Origin of the sequence: Tenacibaculum aiptasiae, assembly GCF_008806755.1 — a bacterium.
GTDB classification, from domain to species: Bacteria; Bacteroidota; Bacteroidia; order Flavobacteriales; family Flavobacteriaceae; genus Polaribacter; species Polaribacter aiptasiae.
Map to the genome: position 1 here is coordinate 199,098 of NZ_WAAU01000028.1, position 23,765 is coordinate 222,862.

Sequence of the window (23,765 nt, forward strand, 5' to 3'; positions counted from 1 at the left end):
AAATGGAAGCATATAAAACGTTACGAGCTTATATAAAGAAAGAAGGAATTGCTACTCAGAGAAAAGTTTTAAATCGAGAAGAGTTCTTAAAAAGAGCTCATAGCGTTGATACCAATATTTATTTTATAGAAAAGGGAAGTGTTCGAGTTTTCTTTGTTGAAGATTTTGAAGAGCATACTTTTTATTTTGGATATAAAGAATCTATCATAACAGCGTTAGATTCTTTTTTTTCGGGTAAAAATTCTCAATTAGAAATAGAGGCTTTAAAGAAAACAGAAGTAAGTTATTTATCTAAGGAAGAGTTTTTGAAGTTTATATTTTCTCGTCAAGAGTATCAAGAATTGTGGTATAAGGTTTTGGAGGAGATTATAGTGCATCAAGCAGAGCGAGAAAAAGATTTGTTAATTTCATCTCCTGTAAAAAGATATCAAAGAGTTCTAAAAAGAAGACCAGAGCTGTTTCAAGAGATTCCTAATAAATACATAGCATCTTATTTAAGAATGAGCCCAGAAACATTGTCAAGGGTGAAGAAAACGTTGATTTAAATCAATGTATATGTTTGTAAGTTGCCGTTATTTTACAAAAAAATAAATGAGTATGATAATGGACGATTTTAAAGTACAATTATTAACAGAAAAAGAAAGTATTCTTTTTTTTGAATTAATTAATAAGAATAAAAATAGGTTAGAAGACTTTTTTGCTGGAACAGTAAAGTATACACAAACATTGCAAGATACAGAAGAGTATTGTAAAAAAGTAGATGTACGAGTAGAAGAGAAAACTTATTATCCGTATTTAATAATAGATAAGAAATTAGGTAAAGCGATTGGTTTTATAGATTTTAAAAATATAGATTGGGATGTTCCTAAAGCCGAACTAGGAGCTTTTATAGATGTGTCCTATGAAGGAAAGGGGATTATAACTCAGAGTTTTAATTATATATTAGAGAATACAGTAAAAAAGCATCAGTTTAAAAAGTTGTTTTGTAGAATTTCAAAAGAAAATACAAGGAGTATAAATCTAGCCTTACGATGCGGGTTTGAACAAGAAGGAGTACTTAGATGCGATTATAGAACAACCAAGGGAGAATTGGTTGATTTAAACTATTATGGAAGATTGTTTTAAAACGCAATCTTAGGTTTTGAAATAGTGGCCAAACTCACTAAACTTTGTTGTTTTTAATGGATTTTTAGAAAAATGTTCAATGATTTTAGCAATCGCTGGATTTCTTAAGCTTTTTCTTGGGTAAGCCAAACCAACTTCTCTAAAATAACGAGGCCCTTTATATTTTTTTACTTCAAAACCATACCACCCATCAACAAACGATTCAGGTAAAAAAGTAACGCCTAATCCAGCCATTAGCATGGTTAATGTTTCGGTTTTGGTTGAGCAATTAGCAACAGTCACAATTTTGTTTGTTTCGTGGTTTAAAATAGATAAACATTGCTTGTGAGCTTCACATGGAGGACAGTGAATAAATGTTTCTTTTTCTAAATCCTTTAAGCTAATAAGGTCTTTGTTTATTAAAGGATTGTCGTTAGGTATACACAGAACATAGTCTTCTTTCCAAAGAGGTAGAAACAAGTCTTCTTCTTGCTTCCATTCCCTGACTAATAAATTAAGTTCATTTTTTCTGTCAATTTCATTTACTATCCATTCTACAGAATCACAAATATTAGATGAAGTTCTAAAAAACTGTTGTTTGTGTTCTTGAGGCAAACTCTCTGCGATACCAATTTGTACTTTGTTTTCAAATTTTCTAACCTTAAAACTATGACTCAAATTATCTATTTCACTAACCAAACGTTTAGCGATAGGATATAAATAATGAGCCTCGGTTTTTAATTCAACCCCTTTTTTATGACGCTCAAACAAAGTTTTTCCAAGTTCTTCTTCAAGTTGTTTAATTCCGTTAGAAATATTGGGTTGAGAAACAAAACATTGAGAAGCAGCTCGAGTTAGATTTTTTTGTTCGTAAACAGCGATGAAAAATTTAAGTAATCTAGTATCCATAATAAATAATTATGATAAATATAAAAAAATAGTATTTTGATGACCTTCTCTTTAGTTATAGATTTGCTTCAGATTATAGTCATATTTTATTTCAACTTGCAAGTTAATTATTTACTAATTATTATAAAAAATAATTATGATGAATAGAGTTTTTAAGAAAAGAATAATAACCGTATTAATTTTAAGTATGATGTTTAATGTAAAAGCGCAAACAAAAAAAGAGGATGCCACATATAGAGTAAATTATGTAGAAGGAATAAATAAAGTTAGTTTTTTAAGTGAAGGAACTAGAATAGCAGCAAACTTATTTATACCTAAAGATTTTGATATTAATGGAAAATTTTCTGCCATAGTTTGTATAACGCCAGCAAGTGGAATAAAAGAACAAACAGCTGGGATTTATGCTGAGAAATTAGCAAAAGAAGGCTTTGTAACTTTGGCTTTTGACCATAGAACTTATGGTGAGAGTGGAGGATACCCAAGAGCTATGGAAAATGCACCTATGAAAGTAGAGGATATCAAAAATGCTATTTCATTTGTAAGAACAATACCAGGAGTGGATAAAGAAAAAGTAGGAGAGTTGGGAATTTGTTCAGGAGCAGGATATAGTATTCAAACAGCAATTTTTGATCAGCGAGTAAAATCAGTAGCAACGGTGAGTGGTTTTGTTGATTTTATTGATTACGGATTAGGAGGAGCTACGCAGTACAGCGATGTTTTAAAAGGAGATAAAATAGCTCAGTTTCAGCAACAAATAAAAATGGGGAACGAAGCAAGACAGAAGTTTTTTGAAACAGGAGAAGTTGTTTTGGTTGATGGAATTCCTGTGAAAAATTCTGGAATGGGAGAGTTTTGGGATAGAGCAGCTGATTATTATAGAAATCCAAAACGAGGTGGACAATTTGCTACTTACTCACCTTTAAGAGCAGCAATGTCTTTAGATACCCGCTATTTTTTCAACCCAAGTGAACAAATGGAGTTAATGGCTGATAGACCATTCTTAGCAATAGTAGGAGAAAAAGCTTTGTCAGCTTATTTTAGTGAAGTTGCTGTAAATAGAGCTAAAGGACAAAAAGAATTATTTACAATAAAAGAAGCAACACATTTTGATTTATATGATCAAGAGGAGTATGTTAATCAAGCTGTGGTAAAGTTAAAGAGCTATTTTACTGAAACTTTAAGTAATATTTAAAGAGTAAATTAGTTTTTAAAAAGGAGCTGTTGTTGAAAACAGCTCCTTTTTGCAACAAAAGAATTAAAATTATGAGCGGTTTTTAATTAAATTGACAGTCTCTTTTATTACAAACCAGCAGAAATAACCAATACCAACAGAGAACACAACATCGCCAATAACGCGCAACCATTTAATAGTTTGCACTGTTGGAGTGTATAAAAGTTCAGCATCTCTGGCGTAAGAATATCCTTTTGTTATAGAGGTATGTGCTTGGATGATACCTAAGGGAAGTAAACTCAACACCACCATAAGAACTAATCCGATATTAAGTAACCAAAATGCATTTTTAATAAGTTTTTCGTTCCATAAACGTTTTGAGTATAAACGTAAACAAGTAATAATAAAGCCCATTCCAAGCATACCATACACTCCAAATAAAGCAGTATGAGCATGGACAGAAGTTGTATTTAATCCTTGGATATAATACAAAGCAATTGGAGGATTAATTAAAAATCCAAAAACACCGGCTCCAACCATATTCCAAAAAGCAACAGCTATAAAGAAGAAAATTGGCCATTTGTATCGTTGAATCCATTCGTTTTCTTTTAGAAGATTCCAGTTTTCTCTAATTTCAAAGCCCATTAAAGTAAGAGGAACTACTTCTAACGCACTAAAAGTAGCACCTAAAGCAATAGCTTGTACTGGAGTTCCTGAATAGTATAAATGATGTAGTGTACCAATAATACCTCCAGCCAAAAAGATAGTTGCAGAAGCGATAGAAGTTTTTCCAGCTGTTTTTACTGATATTATTTTCATTCTTGAAAATAGGTAAGCAATCGTAACAGTAGCAAAGACTTCAAAGAAACCTTCAACCCATAAATGTACTAACCACCATCTCCAGTAATTGATAACAGGTAAGCTACTATTTTCTCCATACATTAAACCAGAAAAGAAAAACATTCCTATGGCAATAACCGCTACAAGTAAAATGGTTAATAAATGCTTATCATCATTCTTTTTTTTGATGCCATAAACAATATGTCTTCCTACCATGAACATCCATAAAATTAAGCCAACAGCAAGGAATAACTGCCAGAATCGCCCCATATCCATATATTCATATCCTTGGTGTCCAAAGAAAAAATTGGTAGATAATTCTAAAAATTGATGTACTCCAAGCCATTCACCAAGCATAGAACCTAAAACAATAATTAAAGCAGCAATAAATAAAAAGTTAATACCAAAAACTTGATACTTCATTTCTTTACCACTAATCATAGGAGCTAAAAATAAACCAGTAGCTAACCAAGTAATGGCAATCCAAAAAACAGCCAGTTGTGTGTGCCAAGTTCTAGAAATAGAGTAAGGCAAAAATTTTGATAGTTCGAATCCAAAAAAAGACTGTCCTTCTACAGTATAATGAACGGTAATTATTCCTAAAACTACTTGCAAAGCTATTAGAAGTGAAACTACAAAAAAGTATTTTAAAACTGCTTTTTGCGATTGAAATAAAGGCATGTTAACAAGTGGGTCTTTACTAGGGCTTGTTACAGCTTCACCTTTTTCGTGATTTCTTACATAATAATAAGCAAGAATTCCGATGAATAATAAAAGAAGAATGATAGAAAAACCAGACCAAATTTGAGAGTCAGCGGTAATAGTATTATCAATCAAAGGTTCGTGTGGCCAGTTCGATGTGTATGTGTAGTCTTTATTTGGTCTATTAGTACTTGCTGCCCAAGAAGTCCAAAATAAAAAAGCATTGAGTTGTTCAAGTTTTTCAACGTTTGTTAATGCTCCTTCTTGTATTGCATATTGTTCATAACCTTCAGAAAAAATAGAGCTGTAGTAAGTAATATTATTTTTAATAGCAAGTAATCGATCTTGTGAAATACTAATACTTTCAGTTTCTTTATTATAAGTATTTGTTTTTATTTCTTTAACCAATCTAGCTTTTAAAGCACCTTGTTTTTCTACATCTAATTTTTCGAAATCATTATTGTAATCTTTTTTAGCCCAATAGTTTAATAGAAACTCGGCTTCTCTGTGAATCCAATCAGCAGTCCAATCGGGAGCAACGTAACTTCCATGTCCCCAAATAGAGCCTACTTCCATTCCTCCAATAGATTCCCAGACATTTTGACCTATTTGTATGTCTGTTTTAGTATAGATTATTGAATTTGTATTTTTTACAACTACTTTTTGAGGAATAGGAGGTTGTTTTTGGTAGATCTCAGTACCTACCCATATAAGAGCAGCAAATGAAGATGCCACTATTAGTATAAAAATTGTCCAAATTTTTTTCATTAGTTCTTGTTATTTAATTTATTTTCAAGAGTTATGGCTCTTTTAAAAAGAATATTGTTTTCTAAGTGAATATGTTTATGTAAGTCTTCTTCAAAGTCTTTTAGTAAGGAAAAAGCGATTTTATATGTATTGCATGCGTCGCTGGGAATTTTGTAGTTATTTGTTAATTCTGAAATTTTTCTAAATCGCTCACCTTCATTATCATGGTCACTATGCATAGCCTCAATAGGGTTTGATACGGAGCTAAAGGGAGGAGTGTTTAGATGTTCGTTGTTTTTATAAGAATTTGCTATTTTTTTTATGTAAGGAAAAAGAATTAATTCTTCTTTTTTCATGTGAATAGTTAAGTCATCGAGGGCTTCTTTAAAAAGTAAGGCTACTTCATGAAGTTCAGGATGATTTTTACCATGAACAGAACTAATCTTATTTAGATAGGCTAGTATTTCAGGACCTTTTCTCTCTATGTAAGTATGGTGATTTTGATATATATAATCACTCAAGAAGTCTAGTTCCCAGTTTTGAAAATTTTCATGATTAGCATTTATATTTTTCTCATTGTCATTTTTAATTTTAGAAATTAATATTGATAAATCAATTTGTTTTTTTTCAGATACTTCTTGTAAACTTCTGTTACCGTTGCAGCAAAAATCAATACCATAAAGCTTGAAAGTTTCTGCTGTTTTGTAGTTTTCAGATACTATATCTGAAACTAGCGTATTAGGATTTATATTCATTGTTATATGTTATTTGTATACCTATTAAAATGAGTGTTATTATTTTTAGTAGTTCTAATAAGACATAGACTAAGTGGTCGTAATTTTTATCTACTGAAATGCCTTGTATAATTTGTATAGCTCTTGAATCTAAAACTGGTAAGAGGTAAATGCTTTGTATTAGTAAGATGAAATAGGGAGGTAGTAGTTTTCTTAGCAAGTTGAAGTTCTTGCTAATTAATATTGAAATAAGAATTATAAAAGCTAAACTTATTTCTACTGTGTTTAAGGCTTTAAAAACTAAACGTCCAATAGATAGTCCAATTTCAGCAGTTACTCCCTCAGCTTTAAATTTTAACCATGCTTCCATAAAACTTATAGAAGCTATAAAGCCAATCCAAATAAAGATGCAAGCAATTTGTATAGTTGTTATTTTTTTTAGGTTAGTCATTTTATAGCGGATATTTTTGTCCTTTTTTATTTTGAAGAGTTAAACTTTTCTATTCTTAATTATGTGTTTTTATAAAGGATATTTTTATCCTTTATGTTTTTAAAAAAAGGAACAGCCTTTTTTAGTTTATCTTTTTAATTGTAGAATTTTATTTTCACCAGTTTCTGATTTGATTAAATCATATATAGTTGTTGTTTCTAGCATTGTTTTTAAATCTCTTCTAATATCAATAAATTTATGATGAATAGGGCATGGGTTTTTTGCATTACATTCTCTTAAGCCTAAACCGCATCCAGTATAAATTTCATTACCATCAATAACTTTTACAATTTCGCTAAGTTTAATAGTTTGAGATTTACTTTCAGATATTAAAAAACCACCATAAGGGCCTTTAATAGAGTTTACAATGTTGTTTTTTGTTAGTTTTTGCAAAATCTTAGCTGTGAAAGCTTCTGGCGAATTTGTAGCCTTAGCAATCTCCTTAACGCCAGTTTTATTACCGTTAAAGCTTTGCTTGGCAATATATAATATTGCTCTCATGGCATATTCGCAAGATTTTGAAAACATATAAAATATTTTTACAAAGGTAGTGTAATTTTTATAACGGACACAAATATCTTTTATAAAATATTTTGAAACACAAAGGAAACTTTAATTTGTTGTTTCAGTTTTACATATGTGGGTTTTAGTGTATAGCAAAACCAATGATAAAGAAAGAACAAAATAAGATAGAGCTATTTTCCAGTTGAAAAATAAATAAAGAATCCAACTTTGTAATGCATAAAAAGTAGGAAACAAAATTGTGTTAATACTAAAACGAAAAGTGTCGATAAATTCAATTTCAGTAACTTTTTTGTCTATCTTTTTCCATAGATAATATGGAATTATACTATTTAAAATCACTAAATAATATAAATGATTAAAAGTGTTTTTAGAAGATTGTTTTAGAGGTGGTAAATTCCCGTTTTTTATTATTTTATTAATCTCTTTTACTTGAGTAAAATCAACTTGAGCATTATTTAGCTTTTCTAGAGTAGATTCATAGTTTTCATCATCTTTAATATGAACTACTAAGTTTTCTAATTGTGAGCTCACTTTTTCTTTTAAAACTTTAGCTGAGGCATTTAGATTGTCTTCTTTGTAAAAATCGTTAGATACAATAGGTTCACCAAAGTTTACAGCTACTTTTGAAGGGTATTGAGAAGAATTCTGATAAGTAATACCTACAGGGATAATATAAATTTTTGTATCTGGGTAATTATTTAGAGTACCAAATATTATTCTGGTAAAGCCTTTGCTAAGTGGTCTGACAGTTCTTTTTCTATTATGACTTCCTTCAGGAAAAATAAGTAATGCTTTATTGTTCTTTAAAAGCTGTTGGCATTGATTAAAGATTGCTTCATTTTTAGAAAGCTGTTTTATACCATCTCTAATGCGATAAATAGGCATCATACCTAATAAATTAAAAAAGTTAGAAACAGATTTACTTGTAAAAACACCAGCTTGTACTAAAAAATGTGTTTTTCTCTTAATATGAGTTGCTATAATTAAAGGGTCAATTAAACCGTTTGGGTGATTAGAAGCTAATAAAATAGCACCATCTTTAGGGATGTTTTTATTTCCAGTAACTTTTATTTTATTTGAATAAAAAAACAAACCAGTTTTGATTAGTACTTTAAAAAAATAGTAAACTAAGTATCTCATTAATTATAGTTTTTTTCTACCCCAATAAGTTGCTAAAGCCATTCCCGAAAAAATATCCCATACACCCCAAAAAGCAGCTAATAGTGCCATACCACCAAGACCATCGAAGAAGCTAAATACTAAGAGAAGTCCCAATCCACTATTTTGAATACCAGTTTCCATAGAAATTGTTTTCGTGTCTTTATGATTAAGTTTGAATGATTTTGCCGTTACATAACCAATAATAAATGCAAATACATTATGAAAAATTACTAAAAATAATACTAAATGAATATAGTTTTTAAATATATCAGCATTATCATAAAGAGCAATTACGATTAAAAGTAAAAAGAAAACTACAGAAAAAGGGCGAAGTATTTTATTGATTTTTGTAGCCATTTCTGAATGAAAATGATTGACTAACATTCCTAAAATTATTGGGATTCCTAATATTAATAATACAAGTTTAAATAATTCAAAAGGATTTAAAGAAACACTTTTTAAAATAGCATTAGTAGGCTCATATAAGCTTCCCCATATTTGTAAGTTTAAAGGGGTCATAATTAAACATAGTAAAGTAGCAAAGGCAGTTAAACTAACAGATAAAGCAGTGTTTCCTTTTGCCATTTTACTAAAAAAGTTTGAGACATTTCCTCCAGGACAAGCAGCAACAAGCATCATACCAAGTGCAAAACTAGGATATGGTTTGATTAGGTAAATAGCTACAAAAGTTAGAAATGGAAGTAAAATAAACTGAGATAATAATCCAACTAAAACAATTTTAGGATTCTTTAATAATCTTTTAAAATCAGCAATTTTAATATCTAAAGCAATACCAAACATGATAATAGCTAATGCGATGTTTAACATCCATAAAGCATCAGTGTCAAAATTTATTTTAATACTGTCTATTTGAAAATCATTAGTTTTTAAAGGCATATTCTATAATGTTTGAACCCATTTTTAAGGCTTTTTCGCGCATTTCTTTAGGATTATTATGAACAGATGCATCTTCCCATCCATCACTTAAGTCACTTTCATAATCGTAAAATATAATTAAACGTCCTTTGTAAAAAAGACCAAAGCCTTGAGGTGGTTTTTTATCGTGTTCATGGATTTTAGGCAATCCATTAGGAAAAGAAAATGTTTGGTGATAAATAGGATGTTTATTAGGTATTTCTTGAAGTTTTAAAGAAGGAAATACTTTTTTAAGCTCTCTTCTAATGTATTTATTTAACCCATAATTATCTGAAATATGTAAAAAACCTCCAGAAATTAAATAGTTTTTAAGGTTTTCAGCATCTTCATTGGAGAAAAAAACATTACCATGTCCAGTTAAAAATATAATTGGATAATTATTTACTGTTTCATCATTTAAGCTTACCGTTTGTATGTTTTTATCAATTAGGGTTTTGGTGTGAAGGTTAGAATATTCAATAAGATTAGGTAATGCAGTTGGATTTGCATACCAGTCACCACCTCCTTGATATTTTAAAACAGCTATTTGTTGAGAAAAAACGATAAAGGGGTTTATTAAAAATAGAATAGCTAAAGCCTTTTTCATTGTGTATATTATGTAATGAAGAGCAATATAATAAAACAACAATAAAAAACACCAATATGACTATTGGTGTTTTCTTTTTCCCCTTATAGAAGTTATTTTATAAATTAAAAATCCCCTTATTATTTTCAATAATTACATAACTTCATGTACCAAATATATAATAGGGTAAAAATAGATGAGTTCTAAATCGTCCAAATTGGACGATTTAGAACCCTTTTTTTATAAAAAGTGAAATGTTTTATTCTGGTGATATATTATACCTAGGAATAACAAAAAATAAAAACACCAATAGTCATATTGGTGCTTTTAGGACAAACCTTTTCTTTTTCATTATCGAGTTAGTTACTCAATAAATATTTTAAAGAAAATTAAATTCAAAATAGAAAACCCCTTCACAATTTTCAATTTGGATTTCAAATTTCTCGTTTACAAATATAAAGGCTATTAAGAATTTAAGGGTTCGAAAACATCCAAATTGGATGTTTTCGAACCCTTTTTTTATAAAAAGTAACAAATTTAATTGACTGCTACTGTGATGTTTTTGAATTCAACAGGTGTATACCCAGTGTGTTTTTTGAAAACAGTATAAAAAGTAGATTTTGAGTTAAATCCAGATTCTAACCCAATAGAAGTAATGGTATAATTAGAATAGTCTGAGTCGAGTAAAAGACTTTTAGCTTGTTCTATTCTCATTTCATTTAGGTAATCAGTAAATGATTTACCAGCAATATTATTAATGATCAGAGAAAGTGTGCTTGACCCTAATTCTGTGTCTAATGATAAATTTTGTAAAGTATATTTAGGTAATAAATACTTTTTACTCTTTTTTATAAAATCATCTATTTTCAAAAATTGTTCTTTATGTTTTTCAGAAGAGGTGTCTTCTGTCGTATTTAAATTAATCGCATTAACATCAATATTACCATTCAATTCAATAGATAAAGACTCTCTAATATGTTTACGTTCTTTTAGTATTCGAATTTGTCTTAGACCTTGATACCCTAGCCAGTATATAAGGATAGTTGTGTAAATTCTTAATGGGTAATATGAAAATAAAAAACCTGAAAAATTCATTTTAACTTTTATAATCAAAGCTAAAATCCACAATGAGTATCCAACAGTAGTCAATTTAAAGAAAGTGTGTATCCATTTTAAATTATCAAATGATAATATTTTAGGGAAAAGTTTTTCTTTTTTATATAAGATATAGAAAGAGTATATGAAAATGCTTAGTGATACTACTAAACTAAAAATTTCTTCAAAAGAAGTATATCGTTCGTATAAATAATCTAAATCATTTTGAGTAAATGTGCTATTACTGTAATTAAATACAAAACTTACTTGAGCTACAACGATTATTAAAAATAAAGGAATTATAACTTTTAGTAGTTTATAAGACTTATCTGCTAAATTCAAATAATTGACTAAAAACATATAAAGAAAGGGCATGGCTAAAAAGTGCCAGGGTATTTGAATATAGTCTAAAGCAAACCTATGTTGAAATAAATTCTTTTCTAAAGCCCAAGACTGGAAGTTGTTTAAAGAAATAGCTAGTATTAATAAATTTAAATATAGCATACTTTTTTCTCTTCCATTTTTAGAGCAAAAAAGAATTATACTAAAGGCAAAACCATGTAATGCACTAATAAGTAAGAAAAAATTGAAAAAGTCAGCAGTATTCAATAGTTGTATATTTATTTAGAACTTTAAATATACAAAAAATGACTTATTGATGAATAAAGGCAATATTTTGTACTACGCTTAAACCAGCGGTTTCTGTTCTTAATCTATTTTCTCCTAAAGAAATAGGGGTGAAGTTTTTATGTAAACAACTATCAATTTCTTTTGTAGAAAAATCACCTTCAGGTCCAATTAGAATAGTATACTTTGAATTTGGTTTAACAATGTTTTTTAAAAATACTTTTTCTGTATTTTCTTCACAATGCGCAATAAAGGTTTGTTCAGAAAAATCGCTCTTAATAAACTCAGAAAGTTTTATAGGTGAATTAAGTTTTGGGAGTGTAAATTGAAGCGATTGCTTCATAGCAGATTGAATTATTTTAGATAACCGTTCTGTTTTAACTACTTTTCGTTCAGAATTATCACAAATTATAGGAGTAATTTCATCAATACCTATTTCTGTAGCCTTTTCTAAAAACCATTCTAAACGATCGTTATTTTTTGTTGGTGCAATAGCTACATGTAAATAGTACTTTCTGTGATTAATTTTTTCTTCTTTTTTTATAATGGTAGCCAAACACTTTTTATCGTTTGGAATTACTATTTCAGCAAAGAATAAATAACCATTACCGTTGGTAATATGTAAAATATCTCCTTCTTTTTTTCTTAAAACGCGAACAATATGCCTACTTTCTTCTTTTTCGAAAGTAATTTCTTTAGTCTCGGGAGTAATATTAGGGTTAAAAAATAGCTGCATTATAAATTTAACTTGTAAGTTCTTCTTCTTTTGTGTACTGAAGGATTAAAAACTTTCCATATCTTTTGTATGGCTGTATTATCTTCTAGTTCAGGAGTTCTTATACAATTTTCAATATTCTTTTTTGTGAAAATTTCAGAATAGTGCTTGAAAATTATAGCAGTTACTCCTTTATTTTGATAGTCAGGATGTACTCCAATCAAATAAAAAATTACATCTTTAGAATTGCGTCTAGCATTCAATAAATGAAAAATGCCAAAAGGAAATAGTTTTCCATTGGCTTTTTGTAAAGCCTTAGAAAAAGAAGGCATCACAATAGCAAAAGCGACTAATTTGTTGTTCTCATCTAGAACAAACTTTATGTATTCAGGATTGATAAAACTAATGTACTTTTCTTTAAAATGCTTTATTTGTGCATTAGAGATTGGAACATAAGTGGAAAGTTTAGAGTAAGTTTTGCTAAACAAATCGAACATTTCATCAACATAAGGCATGATATCTTTTGTTGAAGTAAAATTCAAGGCTTTTAAATTGTATCTTTTTTGAATAATGTTACTAGCCTTCTCGTATTTTGAAGCAGCCTCACTACTAAAGCGGAATTTATTTTCTAAATATTCTTTTTCTTTTTTGAAACCTAATTGTTCTAAGTGTTTTGAATAATATGGATGATTATACCAAGTAATCATAGTCCCTATGTGATCAAATCCTTCTACAAGAACTCCAGTTTTATCTAAATTATTAAAACCAACTGGACCTTCCACATACTCTAGGTTATTTTGATAACCAATTTCCTTAACTTTTTCAATTAGTGATTTAGTTACATTGATATCATCTATGACATCAAACCAACCAAAACGCATCTTTTTTATGTTTTGTTTTTCAACCTCATATGTGTTGATGATTGCAGCAACACGTCCAACAATTTCATCATTTTTTAAAGCAATAAAAAAACGAGCGTTTGCATGTTCAAAAACAGGGTTTTTGTCTTTGTCAAAACTATTTAGTTCGTCGTTGATAATTGGAGGTACCCAATATTTATTATTCTTATAAAGAGAAAAAGGAAACTTAACAAATTGTTTCATTTCCTTTTTGGTATTTATTTCTTTAATTTCAATCATACAGCAAATGTATCATTTTTATTTATCCTTCTTCTTTTCTTTTTCTTCTTCCTTTTTTAATTCTTCTTCTAGCTTTTTTATTTCTTTTTCAAGCTTTAAACGTTCTTTTTCTTTACGTTTAGCTTCTTTTTCCTTTTCTTTTTTAAGGTTTTTTTCGAGCTTTAAGCGTTCTTTCTCTTTCTTTTTAGCAGCTTTTTCTGCTTCTTTAGCTTTATTTCTAGCATCTTTTTCAGCTTTCTTTTTAGCTTTTTTTGCTGCTTTCTTTTCAGCTTTAGTAGTTTTCTTTTTTAACTTTTTATCTTCTTTAGCAATAACATCTACTAAAGATTTTTGACGTTGCCTCCTTGGTTTTTCAATTGTTATTTCTTCTTTCTTTTCACCATCATCAATAACAATAGTTTGCTTTTCTTTTTTCTTAAACAGTTTTTTTACTTTACTGAACAAGCGTCCGAAGAAACCTTTGTTTTCATCGTATTTAGTTTCTTCTTGTTCAACAATTTTATTGCCAAATTCATCTACTTCTACAAATTCATCTTTATGTCTGTTTATTCTATAAGAAACTCCTACACCAGTATAAAAACCAATTTCGCTTTGTTGACGCATTATTCTAGCAGTGGCATTAAGTTGTAAATTTTCGCTATATAAATACGCTGCACCAAAGCCAATATTGCTTTTTCGTTGGTACTTTTCAAAAGACCCTTGTAATTCAGCAAAACCAGACCAATAATCATTAAAATTATAAGTTCCAGTTATGATGTATGAGAATTCAGAAAAATCACTTCCTATATAATCATAATATAGGTTACTTATAACATTCAGTTTGTCAGAAAATTCATTTTGTAATAAAACCCCAACTTTTGGTGTTACCCCACCTTTTTTATGATAATCATTTAAAATGCTGCCAAAATTCAAGCCAGCATAAACACCTACGTGTGGAATCCATCTTTTCCAATCAAAAGAGTGTCTAGCTTTCCAGCTTCTAATTTCCTTGCTTTTATCGTCATATTTAGGTGTATACACTAAATATTTTGCTCCTAAAGTTAAATTACCAAATCCTATTTGATTATATGAAGATTCAAAAACATTTTTAAAAGCGTTTTTATCGCTTTGTAAACTCGTATTTAAGTTAAATTCTAGTTTTTCGGTAAAGAAACTTGTCCTAAACAATAAGTTTAAACCAATAGCTTGAGGGTTACTAAAAGTAGGTGTAGCATTAATTTTTCTAAAAAACAGGCTTGATTCAAATTGATATACACCAGACCCCACACTGTATGGACTCTCAGAGAAACCTGGACGGTTAGAATTTATAACAGTCGTGTATTGTGCGTTTACAAGTAAGGTTGAGCAAAAAGCAAAAAACAAAAAAAGTTTCTTAATCATGTTATAAATTCAAGTTATAGAAATTATACAAACATACGTAAAAATACGAATTACCGTATAATTTAAGTTTTGTAAAGTCTTAACGCTTCCTTTTGCTTCAAATTGTTATTTTTGATAGATTTTTTTATTTACAAGAAATAGATGATACATATAAATGAGGCTGGACCTATGAATTTTTTAAGAACTTTACTAATAATCCTTGTAGCATATTATGCTGTTAAGTTTGTTGTGAGGTTGTTTGCTCCATATTTAATTAAAAAAGCTGTTGATAAAGTACAGAAAAGAGCAGAGCAACAATATCAAAACCAACAACAAAAAACAGATGTTGAAGAAGGAAAAACAATTATAGATAAAAAACCACAAAATAATAAACAAAGCAATAATTCGGTAGGAGAGTATGTTGACTTTGAAGAAATAGACTAGCTATGAATTTAAAAAAAATACTGCCATTTGCAATTGCAATAGCTGCTTTTGCTGTTATATCATTGTTATATTTTAATCCAGTTTTAAGTGGAAAACAAATTAAACAAAGTGATATTACTCAGTTTATAGGAATGTCTAAAGAAGTTTCTGATTATAGAGCAGAAAAAGGAGAGGAGCCTTATTGGTTAGGAAATGCATTTAGTGGAATGCCAGCTTATCAAGTTAGTGCTTATTATCCGAATGATTTTGTAAGATATATTGATAAAGCTATTCGATTTTTACCAAGACCTGCTGATTACTTGTTTTTATACTTCTTAGGATTCTTCTTATTGTTAAATGCATTGAAAGTAGATTGGAAACTAGCCATATTAGGTAGTTTATCCTTTGGATTTTCAACATATCTAATTATTATTTTTGGTGCAGGACATAATGCAAAGGCTCATGCAATAGGGTATATGCCATTAGTAATCGCAGGAGTATTATATGTTTTCCAAAAAAGATATTTACTCGGTTTTGTAATTACTTCTTTAGCTATGGCTTTAGAAGTGTATGCAAATCATCCTCAAATGACTTATTACCTTGTTTTTTGTTTGTTAATATTAACTATTGTAGAATTTATTGAAGCATTTAAAACAAAAACATTACCTGTTTTTGCTAAACAAGCATTAATATTAGTTGCTGCAATGTTTATAGGTTTAGGGGTTAACTCTACGAGATTATTGGCAATGAAACAGTATGGAGATTTTAGTACCAGAGGGAAGTCAGAACTAACTATAAATGCCGATGGAAGCCCTAAAGAAAAAACTACAGGACTAGATAAAGCTTATATTACAGAATATAGTTATGGAATAGGAGAAACATTTAACCTATTAATACCTCGCTTTATGGGAGGTGGAACTATTGAAAAATTAGGTGAAGACTCTAATTTTTATCAAGTTTTAGAGCAAAATGCTGGTAAAAGTGTAGCAAAAGATTATTCAAGTCAAGTACTTACTTATTGGGGAAAACAGCCTATTGTAGAAGCACCAGCTTACATAGGAGCAATTTTATTCTTTTTATTCTTTTTAGGTATATTTTTAGTAAAGGGAAGATTGAAATATTGGTTAGTTTCAGCTACTATTTTCTCTATTATATTAAGTTGGGGTAAAAACTTTCCAGTAGTAACAAATTTCTTTATCGATTATGTGCCTTTGTACAATAAGTTTAGAGCAGTTTCATCTATTCAAGTAATAGCAGAATTATGCGTACCATTATTAGGTATTATAGCTTTAAGAGATTTCTTTTCAACCAAAATTTCCTCAGAAGAAAAAGAAACAGCTGTTAAAAAAGCTTTTTATGTAATAGGAGGTTTAACTGCAGCCTTCGCTTTATTTGGTTCTAGTTTGTTTGCTTTTGAAGGACTTAGAGATAACCAATATCAACAATTACCAGCATTGATTGATGCTTTAATTTCTGATAGAAAGGATATGTTATTTAATGACAGTGTAAGATCATTCCTGTTAGTTTTAGTAACTGGTGGTTTATTATGGTTTTATTTAAAAGGAAAGTTAAAACAAATTCCAGTTTTAATAATTATTGGTGGATTAATAGTATTTGATTTGGTTTCTGTAGATATTAATTATGTAAACAAAGAAGATTTTACATCAGCAAGAAGAGTATTAAAACCATTTTCGCCAAACCAAGCTGATAAGGAAATTTTAAAAGATAAAGATTATTATAGAGTAGCTAACTTTAGTGTAAATCCAATGCAGGATGGGAGAACTTCTTATTTTCATAATTCAATAGGAGGATACCATGCAGCAAAAATGAAGAGATACCAAGAGCTGTTTGATTACCAAATAGCTAAGAATAATATGGAGGTGTTGAATATGTTAAATGCTAAATATGTTATTATTGGTGAAGATAAATTTCAAGAAAATAAAGATGCCAATGGAAATGCTTGGTTTATTGAAAAACTAAAAGTTGTTGATACAGCCAATAGAGAAATAAAAGCTCTAGATAGTTTAAAAACGAAAGAAGAAGCTGTGTTGAACTCAAAACATTTAAAAGGGGAGTTAACTTCTTTAAAGTTTCAGAAAGACTCTGTTTCATCGATAAAGTTAGTTAAAAATGATGTAACGGAATTAGTGTATGAAACAAATACAACAGGGAACAGTTTCGCTGTGTTTTCTGAAATTTATTACAAGGATGGTTGGAATGCCTATTTAGATGGTAAACAAGTTCCTTATCACAGAGTAAATTATGTGTTAAGAGGAATGGAGATTCCAAAAGGGAAGCACGAAATAGTATTTAAATACGAACCTACCGTTATAGCAAGAGGAAATGTAATTACATTATTTTCATACGCATTATTACTATTAGTTCCAGTAGGTTGGGTGGCTTTTAAGAAAAGAAAGCAATAATTATATTTTAATTAATCAAGAGTTTTTAAGAAGGCAGAAGGTGTTACACCTACTTGCTTTTTAAAAGCTCTTGAAAAAGCAGAGGCATTTGTATAGCCAACTTCTTGTGCTAAACCTTGGATAGAGTATTTTCTATATTGACCGTCAGTTCTCAATTTATTAATGATATAATCTATTTTACGTCTAGTAAAGTATTGTTTAAAAGATTCTTTATAATGTTTGTTAAATACAAAAGAAACGTAAGTAGAATTAGTTTGTAGGTCTTTAGTTATGCTAGAGATTGAAAAATTAGAATCTAGGAATTCATAATTTTCGTTAATATCTTTAATCTTATCAAGGATTTTATTTTCTAAGACATCGTCAATGTTGTACTCCTTTTTTTCTATTTCAATAGGTTGTTGTTGGTTATTGATCTTTGTAATTAATTTTTCTTTTTTATTTTTTTCTTTCTTATAAATGTAAAGAAGAACAGTGGCAAGTATAATAAGTAATATGAAAAAAGTAAGAATCAGTTTACGTTCTTTATTTGCTCCATTTTCTTTTATTTCTAAGTTTAATTTCTGTGCTTTATTAAAATTATTATCGTAAAATAAATTAAAGGTTTTATCCTTGTTTTTTCTAGCTAACTCGTATTGTTTTAGGTTTAAAGAAGAGTATTTGTATGCACTATCAATTTTATGAATTTTATTGTATTGATTAGATAGAATATCATACATCGTAATAAGCTTACTTGTTTTACAATATTTTTTATCCTTTATTATTTTAGAAGCATAATATATTGCTGAATCAGAAACATTCAGGTTATGAAAACAAATAGCTTTTTGAAAATATTCACGATGTTTATATTCGCAACCATTATTGATGTTTTTATAATTATTGATTAATTCTATAGCTTTTTTATATTCTTTTTTAGCTAATAAAATTTCAGTTTTTCTAAAATTATAAAACAGTTTAGAGTCTTTATGTATTGGAGTTAATAGTTTAGATGTACTATAAGCTTTATCATAATAATATGTTGCTGAATCTAATAATACTTTGTTAGGATTGGTATTTTTACCGTTTAAAGCTATGTATGTGTCTCCTAGGCAATTGTATACGTTAGCCTGCCACTGAATAAAAAAATCGTCATTGTAATGGTCTTTTACAATTGGGTTTTTAATTTCACTAACAGAGTTTAATAATAAAACCTTGGCTTTATCATGCATGCCAAGTTTGTTTTTTATAACTGCTTTGCTAAGCTTTAATCCTAATTGATTTCTAAAATTTAGTTGGTCCTTTACAGGGTGGTTTGATATTTGGTTTTCTTTTTCAATAAGAATAGCATAAGCTTCTTGATATTTCTCTTGATTTTTTTTAATCCAAAATAATCTATTTAAAGAAGCTATTTTTCTGTCAATTAGACAAGGTTTATCTAAGCTTTGATTCAATGAATCTACTAAGTTGATAACTCGCCTAATTATTTTCTCAGTCTTAGTGTAATTTTTTTGAATATAATAGCCATAAGCTCTCCCGGTTTTAGCTTCTAGCTTTTTACATATATTTTTAGAGTTTTCTAGTTTGTCGCAATAATAAAATAAGCTATCAATATTAGAGTTTTTAAAGAAGTCTACCTTGCTTAAATTAATAGAGTCTAATTGTCTCGTTTGAGAGTAGACTTTTTTGTTGAAAAAAAGAATAATGAAAAGAACAAAGTAAAAATTTTTATGCATTCTAAGTATGTAAATATAATAATGCTTTTTATGAAAAGCATATAAAAACAAGTCCAAATATAATGCTTTTTATAAAAGGAAGGGTACAATGTTTTTATGATTCGAGAAAGAGTAATATGTTTGTACTGCTTCTGTTTACTGCTATACACAGAAGATGAATAAGAAAGAGTTCATAACATTGTTATGAAAAAGTAAAAAAGTGGAGATTTACCTCCACTTTTTTTTATTTTATAACAAATTCAACAGTTTTAAACTGATTATTCAAAGAGATTGCTATTGTAAAAAATAAAATAATAATACATTTGTTTCAAATTATTATTTATGTACTCTAAATTACCAGAGAAAAGATATAATCACACCTTAGAGTTTTTAAAAAAGCATGTTCCAGCTCCAGCAGTTATTTTAGACTTAGGAGTTCGTAATCCTTTTTCAGAAATAATGGAGAAAAATGGTTATACAGTATATAACACAAATGGCGAAGACTTAGATTTATTACCAGAAATAGTAAAAGAATATAAAGTAGATGTTGTAACTGCTTTCGAGATTTTTGAGCATTTATTAGCACCGTTTAATGTGCTTAGAGAAATTGAAGCTCAAAAAATAGTAACAACAATACCTTTGAAGTTATGGTTTACTGACGCCTATAGAAGTAAAACGGATATGTGGGATAGACATTATCATGAATTTGAAGATTGGCAGTATGATTGGTTGTTAGAAAAAACAGGCTGGGAAATTTTAGATAGAAAAAAATGGACAAGTCCAATTAATAAAATAGGATTTCGACCAATTTTAAGAAAATTCACCCCTCGTTATTACGCTGTTTACGCAGAAAAAAAGAAGTAGTAGTGAGGATAGGAATGATTTTAGATAAAATATTTCCCCCAGATCCAAGGGTGGAGAATGAGGCCATTGAGTTAATCAATAAAGGTCATGAGGTCTTTTTATTTTGTCTAACATATACAAATCAAAAGAGAGAAGAAGAAGTTAATCAAATTACGGTAAAAAGATATAAGAGCAATAAGTTAGAATATAAGTTATCTGCATTAGCTTATACAATTCCATTATATTCTATTTTAATGGAAAAGAAAATAAGTCATTTTTTAAATGAAGCTAGAATTGAAGCCATTCATATTCATGACATGGTAATTGCAGAAGCTGTTTTTAAGGCTAATAAAAAACTAGAGTTACCAATTGTTTTAGATTTGCATGAAAACAGACCTGAAATAATGAAGTTTTATCCTCATTTAAAAAGGTTTCCTTCTAATGTGCTTATTTCTCCCAAAAAATGGAAAGAAAAAGAAGAATCTTTTATAAAAAAGGCTAATCGGGTTATTGTAGTTACAAAAGACGCTAAGGAAGAAATTGTAGAAAGAACAAAAATTGATTCAAGTACTATTTCAGTAGTTCCTAATACAGTTAGGTCTTCATTTTATGAAAAAGCTCAAATTCAACTTGCTGAAAATAAAAAGAAAGACAATTTTGTATTATTGTATATAGGAGATACTGGAGAAAGAAGAGGTTTGAAAACTGTTGTTAGAAGTTTACCTAAATTAGCAAAGACTATAAAAAATATAAAGCTAGTTATAGTAGGTAAAGCAACCAATGAATTAAAACTTGAAGTAACTAAATTGAAAATAACTGACTATGTTGATTTTCAAGGTTGGCAAAATGAATCTACTTTTGTAAAGTATATTCAAGAAAGTGATGTTTGTTTATCACCATTGCACAGAAATATTCATCATGATACAACTTATGCAAATAAGTTATTTCAATACATGAGTTTAGGCAAACCTTTAATAGTGAGTAATGCCACAGCTCAGAAAAAATTAGTAGAAGAGTACAATACAGGTTTAGTTCATAAAGAAAAAGACGTAGAAGATTTTGAAAATAAAGTTTTAGAATTATATAATAATCCTTTGTTAAGAGAACAATTAGGAAAGAATGGAAAAGGTTTTGTTCAAAATGAATTTACTTGGGACAAAACATCCAAAGAGTTAATAAATTTATACGCTGGTTTATAATTGAAAGTATTAATTGTAACATATTATTGGGTGCCAGCTGGTGGTTCTGGTATTCAACGCTGGTTGAAGTTTGTAAAATATTTACGAAACTTTGATATTGAACCAGTAATATATACTGTAGATGAGGCTAATTACCCTATTATAGATTCATCTTTAGAAAAAGATGTTCCAGATAGTATAGAATTGTTAAAGAAAAGTATTTGGGAGCCTAATGATGTACTTGCGGGTTTCAAGAAAAAGAGTACAAAAACAAGTGCAGGTTTTTTAAATCCTAATCCAACTTTTTTGGGAAAAATAATGCAATATATTAGAGCTAATTATTTTATTCCAGATGCAAGAAAGTTTTGGATTAAACCTTCAGTAAAGTATTTAAAAAATTATTTAAAGAATAATCCTATTGATGTAGTAATTACTACAGGACCACCACATAGTTTACATTTAATAGGCTTACAATTAAAAAAGGATCTAAATATAAAATGGGTAGCTGATTTTCGTGACCCATGGACAGATATAGATTATTTTCATCAATTACCACTAACTGAAAAAGCGAAAAAGAAGCATTTTGAATTAGAAAAGGAAGTATTGAAAGAGGCTGATGCTAGTTTAGTAATAGGGAAAACGATGAAAGAAAACTATAAAGAATATTCAAAAAATATTCATGTAGTTACTAATGGATATGATACAGAAATTGATAAAGTAAAGGGAGAGGAAATAGTATTAGATAAAAGTTTTTCAATTACTCATATAGGTTTGATGAATGCAGATAGAAACCCTAAAATATTATGGGAAGCATTATCTGAGTTGTCAGAAGAGCATCTGGACTTTAAAAACGATTTAGAAATAAAGCTAATAGGAAAAATTGCGAGTGAAGTTGAAAGCAGTTTAAAAAACTATAAATTTCAAAATGTAACTAAAATAAGTTATGTTCCTCATCAAGAGGTGCAGCAGTATCAAAGGAAATCTCAGGTGTTATTGCTGGCAGTAAATAAAGTACCTAGTGCTAAAGGTATTATTACAGGAAAAATTTTCGAATATTTACAAGCAAAACGCCCTATCTTAGCAATTGGACCAGAGGATGGAGATTTAGCTGAAATTTTAAATAAAACTAAATCGGGAACTATAGTTAATTTTGAAGCAAAAGAAAAAATAAAAGAAGTGGTCTTAAGTTTGTATCAAAAGTACAAACAAAATGATTTGAGAATATCTTCTTTAGGTATAGAAAAATATCATAGAAAAGAATTGACAAAACAATTATCAGTAATACTAAAACAATTAGTAAATTCTTGAAAAAAATAGTAACTATATTAGGAGCTCGACCTCAATTTGTAAAAGGAGCAGTTTTAAGCAGAGTCATAAGGAAGTATAATGAAGTAGAAGAAGTGATTGTTCATACAGGACAGCATTTTGATGAAAATATGAGTGCCGTTTTTTTTAATGAAATGCAAATTCCTAAACCTAAATATAATTTAGATATAAATGGATTAAGTCATGGAGCAATGACTGGTCAAATGCTTGAAGGAATTGAAAAAATTTTAGAAGAAGAAAAACCAGAAGCTGTCGTAGTATATGGTGATACAAATTCGACTATAGCAGGTGCTTTAGCTGCGAAAAAGTTGCATATTAAAGTGGTGCATATTGAAGCAGGATTGCGTTCTTTTAATATGCAAATGCCAGAAGAGGTAAATAGAATTGTTACAGATAGAATCGCGAACTTGTTAAGTTGTCCAACAGCAGTAGCAGTAGAAAATTTGAAGAAAGAAGGGTTTGATAACTTATCAATAACTGTAGAGCAACATGGCGATATAATGAAAGATGCAGTAGAGTTTTATGGTAAGTTTTCAAATGAAAAATCGACTATTATAAGCGATTTAGAGCTAAATAAAGATGAATTTGTATTAGCTACAATTCACCGACAAGAAAATACAGATGATAAAGAAAAACTGACAGAAGTTTTTCAAGCTTTAGAAAAAATAAATGAGTCTAAAAAGGTGGTATTGCCTTTGCACCCAAGAACCAAAAAGAAACTTGATCTTTATGGTTTAACACCAGCTATTACTTTCATAGAACCAGTAGGTTATTTTGACATGCTAGAATTATTAAAAAATTGTAGTTTAGTTATTACTGATAGTGGAGGATTACAAAAAGAAGCTTTTTTTAATAAGAAGTATTGTATTGTTGCAAGAGAAGAAACCGAGTGGGTGGAGCTTGTTAATTATAATTATGCTAAGTTAGCAGGAACAAATTATACAAATATTATTGAAGCATATGAGAATTTCTTAATAGCAAACAAGAGCTTTGAAGAAAAATTATATGGAGATAATGTTGGAGAAAAGATATATCAGTCAATAAAAAAACTAATTCAAGAATAAA

Annotated in this window: 22 protein-coding genes; 9 read left to right on the top strand and 13 right to left on the bottom strand. The window is 28.9% G+C overall.

The features are described 5' to 3' along the window. The first annotated feature begins 2 nt into the window (after positions 1-2). Together F7018_RS14140 and F7018_RS14145 are read left to right on the top strand one after the other, a co-directional pair. Positions 3-545 carry a Crp/Fnr family transcriptional regulator gene (locus F7018_RS14140; RefSeq protein ID WP_175578742.1) on the top strand — a complete coding sequence of 181 codons (543 nt, stop codon included), beginning with the start codon at positions 3-5 and terminating at the stop codon, positions 543-545. Between the two features lie 46 nt (positions 546-591). After that, complete coding sequence (locus F7018_RS14145) at positions 592-1,125, top strand: GNAT family N-acetyltransferase (RefSeq protein WP_246175191.1); 534 nt, start codon at positions 592-594, stop codon at positions 1,123-1,125. Positions 1,126-1,134: 9 nt separating this feature from the next. Here the strand turns inward: F7018_RS14145 and F7018_RS14150 are convergent, their stop codons facing one another. Then, complete coding sequence (locus F7018_RS14150) at positions 1,135-2,013, bottom strand: LysR family transcriptional regulator (protein WP_150900746.1); 879 nt, start codon at positions 2,011-2,013, stop codon at positions 1,135-1,137. A gap of 139 nt (positions 2,014-2,152) precedes the next feature. Here F7018_RS14150 and F7018_RS14155 point away from each other — a divergent pair, with 139 nt between their 5' ends. Continuing rightward, positions 2,153-3,205, top strand: coding sequence for an alpha/beta hydrolase (locus F7018_RS14155; protein WP_150900747.1), 1,053 nt, complete (start codon positions 2,153-2,155; stop codon positions 3,203-3,205). Between the two features lie 69 nt (positions 3,206-3,274). Here the strand turns inward: F7018_RS14155 and F7018_RS14160 are convergent, their stop codons facing one another. The 11 genes from F7018_RS14160 to F7018_RS14210 all read right to left on the bottom strand — a co-directional run bounded on the left by F7018_RS14160 (position 3,275) and on the right by F7018_RS14210 (position 14,840). Then, entirely contained in the window at positions 3,275-5,494 is a 2,220-nt protein-coding gene (locus F7018_RS14160; RefSeq protein WP_150900748.1) for a nitric-oxide reductase large subunit, read from the bottom strand. Continuing rightward, the gene (gene ric / locus F7018_RS14165) at positions 5,494-6,228 is read right to left on the bottom strand and encodes an iron-sulfur cluster repair di-iron protein (RefSeq protein WP_150900749.1); all 735 of its coding nucleotides are present in this window, start codon (positions 6,226-6,228) and stop codon (positions 5,494-5,496) included. The genes F7018_RS14160 and ric overlap by 1 nt, the downstream gene beginning before the upstream one ends. Then, positions 6,212-6,658, bottom strand: a complete 447-nt coding sequence (locus F7018_RS14170; RefSeq protein ID WP_150900750.1) for a hypothetical protein — start codon at positions 6,656-6,658, stop codon at positions 6,212-6,214. Before F7018_RS14170 ends, ric begins: the two co-directional genes overlap by 17 nt. Before the next feature lie 126 nt (positions 6,659-6,784). Continuing rightward, positions 6,785-7,225, bottom strand: coding sequence for an RrF2 family transcriptional regulator (locus F7018_RS14175; RefSeq protein WP_150900751.1), 441 nt, complete (start codon positions 7,223-7,225; stop codon positions 6,785-6,787). A gap of 84 nt (positions 7,226-7,309) precedes the next feature. Beyond that, complete coding sequence (locus tag F7018_RS14180) at positions 7,310-8,362, bottom strand: lysophospholipid acyltransferase family protein (RefSeq protein WP_150900752.1); 1,053 nt, start codon at positions 8,360-8,362, stop codon at positions 7,310-7,312. Positions 8,363-8,365: 3 nt separating this feature from the next. Further along, the gene (locus F7018_RS14185; protein WP_150900753.1) at positions 8,366-9,280 is read right to left on the bottom strand and encodes a bile acid:sodium symporter family protein; all 915 of its coding nucleotides are present in this window, start codon (positions 9,278-9,280) and stop codon (positions 8,366-8,368) included. Then, positions 9,264-9,905, bottom strand: coding sequence for a DUF4159 domain-containing protein (locus F7018_RS14190; RefSeq protein WP_150900754.1), 642 nt, complete (start codon positions 9,903-9,905; stop codon positions 9,264-9,266). Before F7018_RS14190 ends, F7018_RS14185 begins: the two co-directional genes overlap by 17 nt. Positions 9,906-10,421: 516 nt before the next feature. Next, positions 10,422-11,483: a helix-turn-helix domain-containing protein gene (locus F7018_RS14195; protein WP_150900755.1), complete on the bottom strand. Its 1,062-nt coding sequence runs from the start codon at positions 11,481-11,483 to the stop codon at positions 10,422-10,424. A gap of 148 nt (positions 11,484-11,631) precedes the next feature. Further along, positions 11,632-12,342 (bottom strand): 16S rRNA (uracil(1498)-N(3))-methyltransferase, encoded by a 711-nt coding sequence (locus F7018_RS14200; protein ID WP_150900756.1) that lies wholly within the window; start codon positions 12,340-12,342, stop codon positions 11,632-11,634. Continuing rightward, positions 12,342-13,460 (bottom strand): GTP cyclohydrolase, encoded by a 1,119-nt coding sequence (locus tag F7018_RS14205; protein WP_150900757.1) that lies wholly within the window; start codon positions 13,458-13,460, stop codon positions 12,342-12,344. The genes F7018_RS14200 and F7018_RS14205 overlap by 1 nt, the downstream gene beginning before the upstream one ends. Positions 13,461-13,478: 18 nt before the next feature. After that, positions 13,479-14,840, bottom strand: coding sequence for a transporter (locus F7018_RS14210; protein ID WP_246175194.1), 1,362 nt, complete (start codon positions 14,838-14,840; stop codon positions 13,479-13,481). A 141-nt stretch (positions 14,841-14,981) separates the two neighbouring features. Between F7018_RS14210 and F7018_RS14215 the strand changes: the two genes are divergently transcribed. Beyond that, positions 14,982-15,263: a DUF4834 family protein gene (locus F7018_RS14215; protein WP_246175196.1), complete on the top strand. Its 282-nt coding sequence runs from the start codon at positions 14,982-14,984 to the stop codon at positions 15,261-15,263. A 2-nt stretch (positions 15,264-15,265) separates the two neighbouring features. After that, the gene (locus F7018_RS14220) at positions 15,266-17,665 is read left to right on the top strand and encodes a YfhO family protein (protein ID WP_150900758.1); all 2,400 of its coding nucleotides are present in this window, start codon (positions 15,266-15,268) and stop codon (positions 17,663-17,665) included. Positions 17,666-17,676: 11 nt separating this feature from the next. On the opposite strand, the gene F7018_RS14225 is transcribed toward F7018_RS14220, so the two are convergent. Then, positions 17,677-19,374 carry a helix-turn-helix domain-containing protein gene (locus tag F7018_RS14225; RefSeq protein WP_150900759.1) on the bottom strand — a complete coding sequence of 566 codons (1,698 nt, stop codon included), beginning with the start codon at positions 19,372-19,374 and terminating at the stop codon, positions 17,677-17,679. A gap of 321 nt (positions 19,375-19,695) precedes the next feature. Between F7018_RS14225 and F7018_RS14230 the strand changes: the two genes are divergently transcribed. The 4 genes from F7018_RS14230 to wecB are packed head-to-tail and all read left to right on the top strand — an operon-like array spanning position 19,696 to position 23,764. Beyond that, positions 19,696-20,217 (top strand): methyltransferase domain-containing protein, encoded by a 522-nt coding sequence (locus F7018_RS14230; RefSeq protein ID WP_150900760.1) that lies wholly within the window; start codon positions 19,696-19,698, stop codon positions 20,215-20,217. A 2-nt stretch (positions 20,218-20,219) separates the two neighbouring features. Beyond that, positions 20,220-21,395, top strand: coding sequence for a glycosyltransferase family 4 protein (locus F7018_RS14235; protein WP_150900761.1), 1,176 nt, complete (start codon positions 20,220-20,222; stop codon positions 21,393-21,395). Then, positions 21,396-22,682 carry a glycosyltransferase family 4 protein gene (locus F7018_RS14240; protein WP_150900762.1) on the top strand — a complete coding sequence of 429 codons (1,287 nt, stop codon included), beginning with the start codon at positions 21,396-21,398 and terminating at the stop codon, positions 22,680-22,682. It begins immediately after the preceding gene. Further along, positions 22,679-23,764 carry a non-hydrolyzing UDP-N-acetylglucosamine 2-epimerase gene (gene wecB / locus F7018_RS14245; protein WP_150900763.1) on the top strand — a complete coding sequence of 362 codons (1,086 nt, stop codon included), beginning with the start codon at positions 22,679-22,681 and terminating at the stop codon, positions 23,762-23,764. Before F7018_RS14240 ends, wecB begins: the two co-directional genes overlap by 4 nt. Position 23,765 lies beyond the last annotated feature (1 nt).